Source organism: Mesotoga sp. Brook.08.105.5.1, assembly GCF_002752635.1.
Classification (GTDB): Bacteria; Thermotogota; Thermotogae; order Petrotogales; family Kosmotogaceae; genus Mesotoga.
On sequence record NZ_AYTW01000036.1, the window covers coordinates 81,967 to 95,454 of the forward strand.

13 protein-coding genes are annotated in these 13,488 nt (G+C 45.0%); 11 read left to right on the forward strand and 2 right to left on the reverse strand.

What is annotated here, in order from left to right; genetic code table 11:
• Positions 1–99: 99 nt before the first annotated feature.
• From ppdK to V512_RS11445, 6 genes are all read left to right on the forward strand, one after another.
• Entirely contained in the window at positions 100–2,742 is a 2,643-nt protein-coding gene (gene ppdK, locus V512_RS11420; protein ID WP_099830587.1) for a pyruvate, phosphate dikinase, read from the forward strand.
• A 58-nt stretch (positions 2,743–2,800) separates the two neighbouring features.
• Positions 2,801–3,922, forward strand: a complete 1,122-nt coding sequence (locus V512_RS11425) for a sodium ion-translocating decarboxylase subunit beta (protein WP_099830588.1) — start codon at positions 2,801–2,803, stop codon at positions 3,920–3,922.
• A gap of 19 nt (positions 3,923–3,941) precedes the next feature.
• Entirely contained in the window at positions 3,942–4,166 is a 225-nt protein-coding gene (locus tag V512_RS11430; RefSeq protein WP_099830589.1) for a 4Fe-4S binding protein, read from the forward strand.
• Positions 4,159–5,313 carry a 2-oxoacid:acceptor oxidoreductase subunit alpha gene (locus V512_RS11435; RefSeq protein ID WP_099830590.1) on the forward strand — a complete coding sequence of 385 codons (1,155 nt, stop codon included), beginning with the start codon at positions 4,159–4,161 and terminating at the stop codon, positions 5,311–5,313. The genes V512_RS11430 and V512_RS11435 overlap by 8 nt, the downstream gene beginning before the upstream one ends.
• A 119-nt stretch (positions 5,314–5,432) precedes the next feature.
• Positions 5,433–5,708, forward strand: a complete 276-nt coding sequence (locus tag V512_RS11440) for a stage V sporulation protein S (RefSeq protein WP_099830591.1) — start codon at positions 5,433–5,435, stop codon at positions 5,706–5,708.
• 105 nt (positions 5,709–5,813) lie between these two features.
• Complete coding sequence (locus tag V512_RS11445) at positions 5,814–6,257, forward strand: ferritin family protein (RefSeq protein WP_099830592.1); 444 nt, start codon at positions 5,814–5,816, stop codon at positions 6,255–6,257.
• A 330-nt stretch (positions 6,258–6,587) separates the two neighbouring features.
• Here V512_RS11445 and V512_RS11450 read toward each other — a convergent pair whose 3' ends face one another.
• Positions 6,588–6,854, reverse strand: coding sequence for a hypothetical protein (locus V512_RS11450; protein ID WP_099830593.1), 267 nt, complete (start codon positions 6,852–6,854; stop codon positions 6,588–6,590).
• Between the two features lie 368 nt (positions 6,855–7,222).
• Here V512_RS11450 and V512_RS11455 point away from each other — a divergent pair, with 368 nt between their 5' ends.
• Entirely contained in the window at positions 7,223–8,530 is a 1,308-nt protein-coding gene (locus V512_RS11455) for a uracil-xanthine permease family protein (RefSeq protein WP_099830594.1), read from the forward strand.
• 78 nt (positions 8,531–8,608) lie between these two features.
• Complete coding sequence (locus tag V512_RS11460; RefSeq protein ID WP_099830595.1) at positions 8,609–9,142, forward strand: GNAT family protein; 534 nt, start codon at positions 8,609–8,611, stop codon at positions 9,140–9,142.
• Here V512_RS11460 and V512_RS11465 read toward each other — a convergent pair.
• Positions 9,139–9,870: a Nif3-like dinuclear metal center hexameric protein gene (locus tag V512_RS11465; RefSeq protein WP_099830596.1), complete on the reverse strand. Its 732-nt coding sequence runs from the start codon at positions 9,868–9,870 to the stop codon at positions 9,139–9,141. The two genes, V512_RS11460 and V512_RS11465, sit on opposite strands and share 4 nt — an antisense overlap.
• A 285-nt stretch (positions 9,871–10,155) precedes the next feature.
• Between V512_RS11465 and V512_RS11470 the strand changes: the two genes are divergently transcribed.
• From V512_RS11470 to V512_RS11480, 3 genes are all read left to right on the forward strand, one after another.
• Entirely contained in the window at positions 10,156–11,544 is a 1,389-nt protein-coding gene (locus V512_RS11470; RefSeq protein ID WP_099830603.1) for an MATE family efflux transporter, read from the forward strand.
• 186 nt (positions 11,545–11,730) lie between these two features.
• Entirely contained in the window at positions 11,731–12,387 is a 657-nt protein-coding gene (locus tag V512_RS11475; protein ID WP_099830597.1) for a 3-oxoacid CoA-transferase subunit A, read from the forward strand.
• On the forward strand, positions 12,384–13,037 hold the full coding sequence (locus tag V512_RS11480) for a 3-oxoacid CoA-transferase subunit B (RefSeq protein ID WP_099830598.1): 654 nt from the start codon (positions 12,384–12,386) through the stop codon (positions 13,035–13,037). Before V512_RS11475 ends, V512_RS11480 begins: the two co-directional genes overlap by 4 nt.
• The last annotated feature ends 451 nt before the right edge of the window (positions 13,038–13,488 follow it).

The window sequence follows — 13,488 nt, forward strand, 5'->3', positions numbered from 1 at the left end:
TGGAAAGAGACCTTCAACATTAGAAAGGTAGCTAAACACCCCGATTCACTGGCTATGATATAATCATTCGAATATGCTTTCAGGAAGGGAGGAAACAAAGTGTCAGAGAAGTATGTGTACTATTTTGGAAAGTTGAAAGCCGAAGGCGACGCGAAAATGAAAAACCTTCTCGGCGGAAAAGGAGCCAATCTATCTGAGATGGTTAAGATAGGGATACCTGTTCCCCCGGGTTTCACTATTTCTACCGAGGTATGCAAGTATTACTACGATCACGGGAAGACATATCCGGTTACTTTGGAAAAGGATGTCCAGGAAGCCGTAAAGCTACTGGAGGAGGAAACAGGAAAAGGATTCGGATCTGCAGAGAGACCTTTACTTGTCTCTGTAAGGTCTGGCGCAGCGATTTCAATGCCCGGCATGATGGATACTATCCTCAATCTTGGTCTTAACGACGAAACGGTTAACGGCATGATCAAGGAATCCGGCAATCCCCGGTTCTGTTATGACGCTTACAGGAGATTCCTTCAGATGTTTGGCGATGTTGTGCTGAAGATAGAGCACTCCGAGTTCGAAAATGCGCTGGCTTCTGTGAAAAGGGAAAAGAGAGTTAAGCTTGATACAGACTTGGATGCAGAAAACATGAAAGACGTTGTAGAGAGGTATCTTGAGGTCTACAAGAGGGCCGGCAAAGAGTTCCCTCAGGATCCATGGAAGCAGCTATGGATGGCGATTGATGCAGTATTTGGAAGTTGGATGAACGAGAGAGCAATAAAGTACCGGGCCCTCAATGGCGTGAAAGAGGGAGAACTCCTTGGAACTGCGGTTAACATCGTTGCTATGGTTTTCGGGAACACCGGAGAGGACAGTGGAACCGGAGTCGCATTTACGAGGGACCCAAATACCGGTGAGAAGCAGTTCTATGGCGAGTATCTTCCAAATGCACAGGGAGAAGATGTAGTTGCAGGAACAAGAACTCCATTCTCGCTTACAAAGCTTCAAGAAATTAATCCTGAAGTTTATGACCAGCTCCTGGAAATATTTACTAAACTGGAGAACCACTATAGAGACATGCAAGATATCGAGTTCACCGTTGAGCACGGAACTCTTTATCTGCTTCAGACCAGAAATGGGAAACGGACACCATATGCGAGCGTGAAGATCGCAGTTGATCTGGCTGAAGAGAAAAGGATTTCAAAGGAAGAAGCGATCATGAGAGTTACACCTGAGCATATCGAGACGCTCCTCCACCCGTATTTCACGAAGGAGACTATGGAGAGCGCAGAAGTTCTAGCCAAAGGTATCGCGGCATCGCCCGGAGCGGCAGCAGGTATAGTTGCATTCGATCCCGATACTGCTGAAAGACTTGTGAGAGAAGAGGGTAAGACTGTGATCCTTGTGAGGCCAGAGACTTCTCCGGAAGACATAGCCGGAATGGCTGCTGCTCAAGGAATCCTCACCTCGACTGGTGGAAAGACTTCACATGCTGCGGTTGTAGCCAGAGGAATGGGAAAGACCTGCATTGTGGGCTGTGAAGCCGTTGAAGTAGATCAGAAAACCAGAGTAATGAAAGTTAACGGGAAGACTATAAGAGAAGGCGAATGGATAAGCATTGATGGGACCACTGGAGAGGTTTTCATGGGAAAGCTGGATTCAATTAAGCCTCAGGGTTTGGAAGGTCCGCTAGCAAAGCTTCTTGGATGGGCCGATGAGATCAGGAAGCTCGGAATTAGAACTAATGCAGATACTCCCAAGGATTCACAGGTAGCCAGGGAATTCGGAGCTGAAGGAATTGGACTCACAAGGACGGAACACATGTTCTTCCAGGAGGATAGGATTTTTGCTGTGAGACAGATGATTACATCAAATACCAAAGAGCAGAGAGAGAAGTCCCTTGCAAAGCTTCTCCCTATGCAGGAAGATGATTTCTACGGTATTTTCATGGCCATGGAAGGACTCCCCGTTACGATCAGACTTCTTGATCCACCACTTCACGAATTCCTTCCAAAAGAAGAAGAGGATATAAAAGAGTTAGCCGAAGAGATGGGTATGACATATCAGGAACTAAAGGAGACAATCGAAGATCTTCATGAGTTCAATCCGATGATGGGATTCAGGGGATGCAGGTTGGCTGTAGTTTATCCCGAGATTGCTGAAATGCAGACCAAAGCAATAATTGGAGCTGCATTGAGGTTGGTTGAAGAAGGAAAATCAGTGATTCCCGAGATAATGATTCCTCTGATCGTTGAGCTGGAAGAGCTTAAGTACGTGAAATCGATCATTGTGAATGCTGCTGATGAGATCATTTCCAAGTCAGGGCTGAATCTTGAATACAAAGTGGGTACAATGATTGAGGTTCCGAGAGCGGCATTGACTGCAGACGAAATTGCCAAGGAAGCAGAGTTCTTTAGCTTCGGAACCAATGATCTAACTCAGATGACATACGGATTCAGTAGAGACGATTACGGCAAATACGTTGGACATTACATGGAAAAGGGGATTCTGGAGAACGATCCATTTCAGAAGCTCGACAGAGTTGGAGTAGGTCAGCTTGTGAAGATGGGAACGGAGAGAGGGCGCTCAGTTAGGCCGGATTTGAAGGTCGGAATATGCGGTGAACACGGTGGAGAGCCTTCATCTATTGAATTCTGTCATATTGTAGGTCTTAACTATGTTAGCTGTTCACCTTACAGAGTTCCAGTTGCTCGACTTGCAGCAGCTCAGGCAGCAGTAAAGAATCGTTAGGGATTATTCAGGCCGTGCCTGAGGGCACGGCCTTTACAATTTTGGAGGTTTGCCTATCATGGCGGCGTTAATCTCGGGATATCTATCACAGACAGGATTCGCTACGGTAAGCTGGGAAAACTGGGTTATGTTTGTAATTGCGGGAATTCTAATCTATCTGGCGGTTGCAAAGGATGCCGAACCACTTCTTCTTGTTCCAATTGCCTTTGGCATGGTTATTGCAAACATCCCTCCGGAAGTAACCGGTGTCTTCACTCCCGGTACCGGGATCATGTGGATTTTGCAGCAGGGATTGATGCTGGGGATCTATCCGCCTTTGATATTTCTTGGCATTGGCGCTGTTACCGATTTCTCTTTCGTGCTGGCAAACCCTAAGACTCTCTTTTTGGGGGCTGCTGCACAGATAGGGATTTTTCTAACTTTTCTTGCAGCTAATTTTCTGGGTTTTTCCCTTTCGGATGCGGCATCCATAGCGATAATTGGTGGTGCCGACGGACCAACCTCAATCTATGTTGCAAGCATTATGGAATCGCAGTTTCTTCCAATAATCGCGATCGCTTCCTACTCTTATATAGCTCTTATACCAGTTCTTCAGCCACCGATAATGAGACTATTTACTACTCGTAAAGAACGGGCAATAACAATGGGAAAGGAGCTTAGAAAGGTTTCGAAGCTAGAGAGAATTGTCTTCCCGGTAGTCGCGACTATTGGGATCTCTCTTATTGTTCCTCAGGCGCTCCCTCTGGTAGGAATGTTGATGCTCGGTAATCTTCTTAGGGAAAACGGAAGAACAAAGAGACTGGTTGAAGCTTCGGGCAAATATATCTCCGATACTGTGATCATTTTGCTTTGTGTTTCAGTAGGAGCAAAGGCTGATGGCAAGATATTTCTAACACTGGATAGTATAATGATTTTGGGGCTGGGCTGTGCAGCCTTCGTTGTTGCAACTGCTTCGGGGATTCTCTTCGCGAAGCTTATGAATCTGTTCTCTAAGAGCAAGGTAAATCCTTTAATCGGTGCCGCCGGGGTCTCGGCAGTTCCAACTGCTGCAAGAGTAGCTCAGAAGGTTGCTTCGGAGGAGGATCCGACGAACTTCGTCCTGATGCACGCTATGGGTCCGAATATCGCAGGAGTCATCGGATCGGCGGTTGCTGCGGGTGTATTCCTTTCAATAATATGATTTGGTGCGGGAGGATGTCATGGCTGTGAAGAAGCAATATCAGGTGAATATCAATCATACTCTGTGCAAGCGATGTGGGATTTGTTATTGGATATGTCCCACCAAGACAATCACAAAGGGAGAGCTTGGCAGGCCGCAGATCATTGACCAAAAAACCTGCATTGGTTGTATAATGTGCGAAAACGCCTGTCCGGATTTTGCGATTGATGTTAAAGAATTGGAGGCGGTGAAAGAGGATGCGTGAGTTCGTTCTGCTTCAAGGAGATGAAGCATGTGCGCTTGGGGCTATAAAAGCTGGGTGCAAATTCTTTGCAGGTTATCCTATTACGCCCGCGACCGAAATTGCGGAGACTATGGCTAGGGAGCTTCCGAAGATTGGAGGAACGTTCATTCAGATGGAGGATGAGATAGCAAGCGCCGCTGCGATAATAGGGGCGTCACTTGCCGGCGAGAAATCAATGACTGCAACGAGTGGTCCGGGCTTCTCCCTAATGCAAGAAGCGATTGGGTATGCAGCCATGACTGAGACACCTACAGTCATAGTCAACGTTCAGCGGGGTGGCCCGTCTACCGGCATGCCGACGAAGACGGCACAAGGAGATATAATGCAGGCGAGATGGGGCACTCACGGCGACCACCAGATCATCGCAATATATCCTTCAAATGTTGAAGAAGTATACAAATATATAATTACGGCTTTCAACTATGCTGAGTTATACAGAACACCTGTGATTTTCTTGATGGACGAAATCCTAGGTCATATGCGTGAGAGTGTATATTTGCCACACGATTCTGAAATCATGGAAGTACAGAGGGTCGGTGAAATGGAAATGGCTGACGATGATATATTCCACCCCTTCGAAGGCGATGACCAGATGATGGCAACTCCACTAGTTAAGATGGGGAAGTCAAGGTTTCATGTTTCCGGTCTAGTGCACGACGAGTCTGGTTTTCCTATAGGTTCGCCATCCGATTCTTCCCGACTCCTGAGGAGGTTAGACAATAAGATAAGATTGCATAGCGATGAGATAGTTATGTACGACGAATACATGACTGAGGATGCAGAGATACTTCTACTCGCTTACGGTTCAGTTGCCAGAAGTGCAATAAATGCTGTTAAGATGGCTAGGGAGGATAAGATCAATGTAGGTCTCTTTAAACCAGTGACTATTTGGCCATTCCCGAGTACAAGACTGAGGCAGCTTCTAAAGAGAGTAAGTGCCGTCATTGTTGCAGAGATGAACCTTGGACAAATTCTTTATGAAGTGTCTAGATTGAACAAGCGCGGTGCAAAGATTGAGCACTTAAGCAAAGTTGATGGAGAGCTTATCACTCCGCAAGAAGTCCTTGATGCTATATCAAGGGTTAAGTCGGAAATAATGGATCTGTAGAATGAACGTCTTTGTCGATTCTTTCTTCTTTTTGCGAACAGTATGTTAAAACTTTTGCTAATTCAGCGGCCTCTGTGGTAGAATTACAGCGAAATTACCTGCAAAAGGAGGAAATCTCAATGGAAATCCTGAAGGTCAGTTCTAAATCTAATCCTAACAAGGTTGCAGGTGCCATAGCCGGGGTCATCTCAAAGAACGAGCAAGTAGAACTTCAGGCCATTGGCGCTGGTGCTGTGAATCAAGCTGTGAAGGCAGTAGCCATCGCTTCTAGATTCCTCAGAGAACAGGGCACTAAGGTGTTCATGGTCCCTGGATTTGTGGAGATTCAGATTGGCGAAGAGATGCGCACGGGGATCACCATGAAGATTATTTCGGAGAAAGACGAAGAAAAGTAATGAGGGTTCTGTAATCTCATAAGTCGGGGGGAGGTCGTTGATCTCTTCCTTTTTTGTTGGAAGACTACGAGATAGTTGCTGGTTAGCTAAATGAGGAGGTATTAGATGCTTACAGTAAGTGATATGTTGGGTATAGCCCTCAAGATCGAAAGTGCAGGTTATTCATACTATCAGAAGCTTAGTGAGAGAACTTCTGGGGAAGTAAGAGATCTTTTCTCAAGACTTTCGGTGCAGGAAAGGGAGCATGCAGAAATATTCAGAGATATTCTGAAGAATGTGGAAAACGAACCAACAGCCCAGGATTGGGACGACAATGTGGGTTATTTGAAGTCTTACGCCGAGATATCCATTTTCCCTCGAATTGAATCGTCAGAGGTCCCTCAGAATATGAGCAAAGCTATCAGTGGTGCAATGGAAGTGGAAAAGGACAGCATTATATTCTATTCAGATCTCGCTTCCTTTATACCCAACAGTAAGGAGCTCAAAGAGATAATTGAGGAAGAGCGAAGGCATCTCCATGATCTAGTGAAGCTTTACGGTTCATTATAGAGACTGTTAAGGGAATGGGCTCCCAAACGGCGAAAGTGCCAAGGATCTCTAAGAGTGGTCTCTATAATGGGTGACTGAATGTGGTTTCCGCAGTTAAGTATCTTTGTGAAGGACATCAAGAGAAAGTATTTGATTGACCCGTCGCAATGCATCAAAATAGAATCTATTCAAAATCGAATTGAAGGAGATTAAGAACACCTCCCTTTGAGTTAGATTTAGACTTCATTATCTGTATATCAACGAGTAATTCCTGAGAATGTGCTATATTATTCTTGAGTATATAAATCTAGGGCTTCGTGAACCTTGCGAAGCTCATCTTTTTTTGTGTAGTCAATCATATTTCTTCTTTCTTCCGCGACTCCTTGTGAATTTGCTTCTCTTGTTCTTCTTAGAATAACCTCTCCTAAGTTTTAGTGATGCATAGCTCCGGTTGTACTCAGTTAATTCAATAAATTCGTCAAGGATTCTACTCTTCTCCTTCTTTCCAGCCTTCCTGTACTTCTCTGAGTATTTCTCAATCAATCCAGTCATGTCTATTCTCTTCATCTTCGCCCCTACCTCTTTCAACTTGGCATTCGCGAAGATTATCCCCTTCATCCTTACCTTTCGAGTAGTTTCATTTTTGATGCAACGTTACCCTTTTCAAGTAGATTATTTGTGATGCATATCGCCGTGGTCAATATCGGCCATCCATATGATAGAATAACCCTTGGAAGATTTTTCTTGGAGAGTGACTTTTATGTCGGAAGCATTGTTTGAACAAGTAGAAGCTCTGTTCACTAGCCGATACAAGAGTCATTGTCACCGCTTATGTATCACGGTGTTTATCTCTTATGCGCTTTGTGCAATCGAGATGGTAATAATCAAGATTGCAGATGATATAAGATCAAAGAAAAAAACCTCACGCGAATTCGTGAGGTCTTTTCTTTGATTGCGACACTACTTTAAAACGGAGGAGGGATCTTGTGAGCAATGAGAAGTCGGCTTACCAGGAGGTAAAAGAACAGGAAGACAGGAGCAAGAATTTGGGTAAAGGAGGTCTTCTGGTACTGGGACTGCAGCATGCATTCACGATGTTTGGGGCAACGGTACTTGTTCCATATCTGACCGGCGTTCCAGTGAATGTTGCGTTGTTTACTGCAGGCATTGGTACACTCCTTTTTCATCTACTAACAAAATGGAAAGTGCCAGTCTTCCTTGGATCGAGCTTCGCTTACATTGCCCCAATCAATGCCGTGATACTCTATCATGCTAACGCCCCTGAAGCTTTCGGATCTGTACCAGAGGCGATTTCCGCAGGGTTCGCTATCACACCCGACATGATAGCCTACGCAACGGGCGGAATCATGATCGCAGGGTTTGTTCAAGTTGCAATTGCTATCCTGATTAAGGTTCTCGGGATTAGCAAATTCGAGAAGATCTTCCCACCAGCTGTTGCCGGAACAATAATCGCTGTGATCGGTTTGAACCTAGCACCCACAGCAATAAGCATGGCAAGTTCAAATTGGTGGATAGCGATAGTATCTTTGGGAACGGCAGTAATTGTAAGACTATATGTTAAGGGTTTTACAAGACTCATTCCAGTTATGTGCGGTATAATCGTAGGCTATATCGTTGCTGCAATTACCGGCAACGTCTCTTTCGATGCGGTTAACCAGGCTAGCTGGATAGGAATACCTTCCTTTGTACTTCCTAAGTTTTCGGTATACTCTTTGACCGTTCTCGTCCCTGTGGCCCTTGCCCCAACGATCGAGCACTTCGGGGATATATTTGCAGTGTCTTCAATAGTTGGAAAGAAATTCTATGATGACCCCGGTATACACAGAACTCTGGCCGGAGACGGAATCGCGACAGCTGTAGCTGGGTTTTTTGGAGGCCCAGCAAACACAACTTACAGTGAAAACACAGGCGTTTTGGCGATCACAAAGGTCTTTAACCCCACGGTAATGAGGATCGCCGCTGTATTTGCGATTATACTTTCGTTTGTACCAAAAGTGGGAGCGGTCATTCAGTCGATTCCTACAGCCGTGATGGGTGGCATTGAGATCTTGCTCTTTGGAATGATTGCTGCTGTAGGGATGAAGACACTGATAGAGAACCGAGTGAAGGTAGACGGCAAGAACCTGATTATCATCTCAGTAATGCTTGTGGTGGGTATCGGTGGTGCTGCCATAGGAATTGGGCCTGTCAGGTTCGAGGGGATAGGTCTGGCCGCGCTTGTCGGCCTTATCCTGAACGGGATATTCGTGGCAACTAAAGCTCCCGAAGAATAGATTTCAGAACTTTCATAGAACAAGAGGTGCCCTGGGTGGCACCTCTTTTGGTATACTATTTTAACGGGGGTGGTATCTGTGTTAATGGGTCGTTTGGTGTATCTTAGAGAGTATAGAAAATCTGATGTTGAGACTGCTCACAAGTATATCAATGACTACGAAGTGAAAAGGATGCTCGTGCCGGGGATTCCGTTTCCGCTAAGACTTGAGGAGGAAGAGAAGTGGTACGATTCTCAGAGCGCATTCAAGGATATCTACAACTTCGCCATTGCAAGGATTGAGGACGATGAGTACTTAGGAGGCTGCGGAATAAACGAGGTCGACTGGAAGAACAGCGTGGCAGCCGTCGGTATCTTTTTGGGGAAGCAGTTCTGGAATGCAGGTTATGGAACCGATGCAATGAGAGTGCTTCTGGCATTTGTGTTTGACCAAATGAATATAAACAAGGCGAAACTCAACGTATATTCGTTCAACAAACGTGCAATCAAGTCATATACGAAGTGCGGCTTTCAGATAGAGGGAACGTTGAGGCAGGAGATTTTCAGAGACGGAGCATTCCACGATGAAATCGTCATGGGGATTCTTAGGTCGGAGCTTATTAGGGAATACTAGACCTCGTTATAGTACTCGATGAATTCTACATCAAGCGAGAATCTTTCTTTTATTAGTTGCCCGAGGTTCATTACACCAAACCGCTCGCTGGCATAATGGCCCACGCAGAAGTAATTGATACCCATCTCTCTAGAGAGTTCCCTGGTAGGTTCTCGTACTTCGCCTGATATAAACGTGTCAGCGATGCCCTCAAGTTTGTCCAGCATTGACGAGGAGCCACCAGATATTACACATACTTTCTGAACGATTTCAGAGTTCTTGTGAAGGAATATCTTCTGATTAGGAAAAAGCTGAGAAAGAGAGAATGTGAACTCGGACACAGTAGTTTCTATAGGAGTTCTGCCTATTAAGCCTACGTCAAATTTCTCGAGGCTCTCAAGACCTAGCTTCTGAGCAATCGCGTAGTTGTTTCCATATGGTATATTTGCGTCCAATGGCAGGTGGTAACCAAGAAGCGTGACACCATTTAACAATACGCTTTCGACTCTTCTTTTCAGGTGGCCTGTGAGTCTGAAGAAGGTCTTTCCGAAGATTCCATGGTGTACTAGTATTGCATCAGCACTTGAGTTTAGGGCCTTTTCTACGAAGGCGTTGCTGAAGGAGACCCCTGTAACGAGTTTCTTTATATCTCTATCTCCTTCGATTTGAATACCATTGTGGCAATAGTCATCGAACTTCTCCGGTTCAAGAACAGAATTCAGAAAGCCTTCAAGCTCTAATGGTCTCACGTTTGACTCCTTTGCTTAGAAAAGTCCTCCACAAGAATATCCTCGATCATTATTCTATCATGAGCCATCGAGTAAGATATAAACTGAAAAAAGAGGGATGCAACGTACCACTTTAATCCACATCTCTAAACATTCAACTATATTCTCAATTATTGATTCATGCCAGTAATTATTTTGTGCTAGATTCATAAGATTGTGTTTGATATTCTATTCCTTAATGCACTTCCAAACCAAGGAGGTACGTGCTAAACTTCATAGTACGGATTCCTTACTGTGGAGGCGAAAATGGCTTATAGTCTTCTTAAGTCGTATCTTGATGCCGGCGAAGCTAAAGAAATAAGAAGATCGCTTCTAGTAATGGCTCTTCCCGCAATTGGCGAAAATGTACTTCAGATGCTGCTCGGAATTTCGGATACAGCATTTCTCGGTCACTACGACTGGAGAGTTATGACTGCGGTGGGTACAGCTAACCAAGTAGTGTTTATTTTTCAAGCAGTATTGGTCGCGATATCCACTGGTTCGATGGTTCTAATCTCAAACAGCTATGGTGCCAGAAATCAGCACAGAGTGAATCTTATCGCCTGGCATGCTATTTATCTAAGCATAGTTGTCGGTTTGATTCTCTCAGTCGGTTCTCTATTCTCCGGGAATCTGCTCTCGCTTCTGTTCCCTTCAAGCGACGCATTTATGCAGATGAACGGTGCAAAGTATCTTCAAACTATAATGCTCGGTTTTCCGGCAATGAGCATAATGGTTGTTCTCGGTGCTACACTAAGAGGTGCAGGTGATACCAGGTCTCCTTTGATAGCAGCTGCGATTGCAAATGGGTTGAATGTCTTTCTAGATTACTCAATGATCTTCGGGAAGTTCGGTTTTCCTGAGATGGGTGCTTTTGGAGCAGCACTCGCGACTGTATTATCAAGGGTTGTAGGTTCGGTAATCATAATTGTACTTCTATTCAGAAACCGGGGAATATCTATGACCAAGAGACCACAGAGGCTTTCCAAGTGGATGCTAAGGGAGGTATTTGTTCTAGGACTCCCTGCTTCAATAGAGAACTTCGGTTTCTCGCTGGGGGTTCTGGTCTTCGCTAACATTCTTTTCATAGCCGGTCCACAGGCCTACGCAGCTCACAGAATAGGAATTCAAGTAGAGTCTCTCTCTTTCATGCCGGCATGGGGGATGGGAGTAGCGATAACTGCACTAGTAGGTATCTATAACGGAAGTAGGCAACGAAGGCTGTCAATAGGGGTAGTCAGGCAAGGTTGGTTCATTGCACTCACGATTTCCTCGATAATTGGAATAGCTATAACTCTATTCCCTGATCTTTTCATATCAATCTTCACGAATGAAACATCGCTCATCGAAGAGGGAAGACTTCCTGTGAGAATCATCGGTTTGTTCCAGGTTGTAATGGGAACTGATTATGCCGTAACCGGAGCGCTTAGAGGTATGGGAGACACTTCGTTCCCGATGAAATCGTCGCTAGTGGCAATGTGGTTAATCAGGCTTCCACTTGGTTATGTGCTTGTCAGGTACTTTGGTATGGGTCTCTTCGGAGCCTGGATAGGGATGATGGCAGACATGGTCCTAAGAACTACGCTTAAGTTCGTCAGATTCTATTCTGGAAAATGGGAGATGAAAGCAGATTCCATTCAGGCAAGGTCCGGCTAACGCTCATTGCTAGTATTCCTTTGCATCACAATCAGCCAGTGCAAATAACAATCAAGATTACTAGCACACAGGAGTTTCCGGAGCGAGAGAATCACTTTGCTCTTTTGAGGCGCTTTTGGTAAGATTGTCTTATGCTTGGCGTCCTTTTTGCTACCGACCAGACTATGCTTTAAAGGAGGAGTTCCCTTGAGGATTGTGGATATCAGTGAGGCAGTTTCAACTGTTAGTGAAGATTCTTCCGTGATGGTAGGAGGATTCTTGGGATGCGGGTCCCCCGACAATCTTATTAATGAGATCATTACCAAGAAGATCAGAGGGTTGACGGTGATTGCAAATGACACCGCTTTTCCCGATAAGGGTATAGGTAAGCTTATTGTGAACAAGTGCGCATGTAAAGTGATTGTATCTCATATCGGCACTAATCCAGAAACACAACGTCAAATGATGGAGGGTGAGCTTAAAGTGGAACTGATTCCTCAAGGGACTCTGGCTGAGAGAATAAGAGTAGGAGGAGTAGGGCTTGGAGGAATTCTAACTCCAACAGGCGTTGGTACTGTCATTCAAGAAGGGAAGAGAGTGGTTGCTGTAGAGGGACGGGAGTATCTTCTTGAGTTGCCGCTTAGAGCTGATTACGCACTAGTGAAGGCAAAGAAGGCCGATTACTATGGCAATCTCGTCTTTTCTTTAACCGCAAGAAACTTCAACCCGCTAATTGTTCTAGCGTGTGACACAGTAATCGCAGAAGTGGAAGAGATAGTACCTGTTGGTGCGCTAACGCCTGATGAAATACATATTCCGGGAGTTCTGGTTGACTATATTGTAGTCGGGGGGGCAGCTCAATGATAGATGCAAGAGAGATAATCGCGAGAAGGATTGGAATGGAGCTGCGTGATGGGGATCTAGTAAACCTAGGAATTGGTATTCCAACTCTAGTTTCGAACTTCATTCCGGAGGGTATTAGAGTCTATTTTCAGTCAGAGAACGGAATAATAGGAATGGGGCCCGTTCCGGAAGCTGGTATGGCGAACAGAGATCTAACAAATGCGGGAGGCCAGTATATAACGGCTTTACCGGGTTCAGCTACCTTTGACAGCGCGATGTCTTTTTCGATTATTAGAGGAGGGCATCTTGACATTACGGTACTTGGAGGGCTGCAGGTCGATGAACGCGGAATTCTTGCCAACTGGATGGTTCCCGGGAAGATGGTTCCCGGAATGGGTGGTGCAATGGATCTGGTAACCGGAGCTAAGCGAGTTATAGTTGCAATGACACATACATCTAAGGGACTGCCGAAGATTGTCAAAGAGTGCACTCTTCCTGTTACTTCTAACAGGCCAGTCGATTTAGTAGTCACAGAACTAGCAGTAATTCAGCCTACAAGACGTGGTCTTCTTCTGCGAGAGAAGTCAAATGAAGTAAGTGTAGACGAGATTCTGGAGATGACTGAAGCTAGTCTAATTGTCAGTGACGATCTCAAGACCATGTTTGGTTAGGTGACATATTCTGCTGAAGGAGCGGCACACTGATCTGAATTCTGTCAAGATGAAGACATAGTCTCGGTGTTCGCTCACCGAATGTCGGGTGTTTTTCTTATGATTCTTTTATTATATTATAATTTGTTTGTGAACTGGTTGTATCGGTTTTTGAGACGAAGACACCGAGTGTTCATGATCTCTTCTTTAGAATACCGATAAACAATTCTGGAATGAGCTTCAAAAGGAGAACTTTTCTCTAACCCATAAACTGACGGCGTCTTGGCCGGTAACGTTTTGCTATATAAAATTTATGATTTGGATTACGTACTAGATTAGCAGAGAAATCGGCTCTATCGATGCGATAAATTTCAATACTTGTTCTAGAATGCTTCTCATGACTAATTCGGAGACCACCCTAATTTCCCGGACAAATTATACCTATGACTTTGGTTGAATCTTCAGACTCTGG

Excerpts from the sequence above, each read along its gene's own strand:
- V512_RS11440 (WP_099830591.1), top strand. The coding sequence starts at position 5,433 with ATGGAAATCCTGAAGGTCAGTTCTAAATCTAATCCTAACAAGGTTGCA.
- V512_RS11435 (WP_099830590.1), top strand. The coding sequence starts at position 4,159 with ATGCGTGAGTTCGTTCTGCTTCAAGGAGATGAAGCATGTGCGCTTGGG.
- V512_RS11445 (WP_099830592.1), top strand. The coding sequence starts at position 5,814 with ATGCTTACAGTAAGTGATATGTTGGGTATAGCCCTCAAGATCGAAAGT.
- V512_RS11430 (WP_099830589.1), top strand. The coding sequence starts at position 3,942 with ATGGCTGTGAAGAAGCAATATCAGGTGAATATCAATCATACTCTGTGC.
- V512_RS11425 (WP_099830588.1), top strand. The coding sequence starts at position 2,801 with ATGGCGGCGTTAATCTCGGGATATCTATCACAGACAGGATTCGCTACG.
- V512_RS11450 (WP_099830593.1), bottom strand. The coding sequence starts at position 6,854 with ATGAAGGGGATAATCTTCGCGAATGCCAAGTTGAAAGAGGTAGGGGCG.
- V512_RS11470 (WP_099830603.1), top strand. The coding sequence starts at position 10,156 with ATGGCTTATAGTCTTCTTAAGTCGTATCTTGATGCCGGCGAAGCTAAA.
- V512_RS11480 (WP_099830598.1), top strand. The coding sequence starts at position 12,384 with ATGATAGATGCAAGAGAGATAATCGCGAGAAGGATTGGAATGGAGCTG.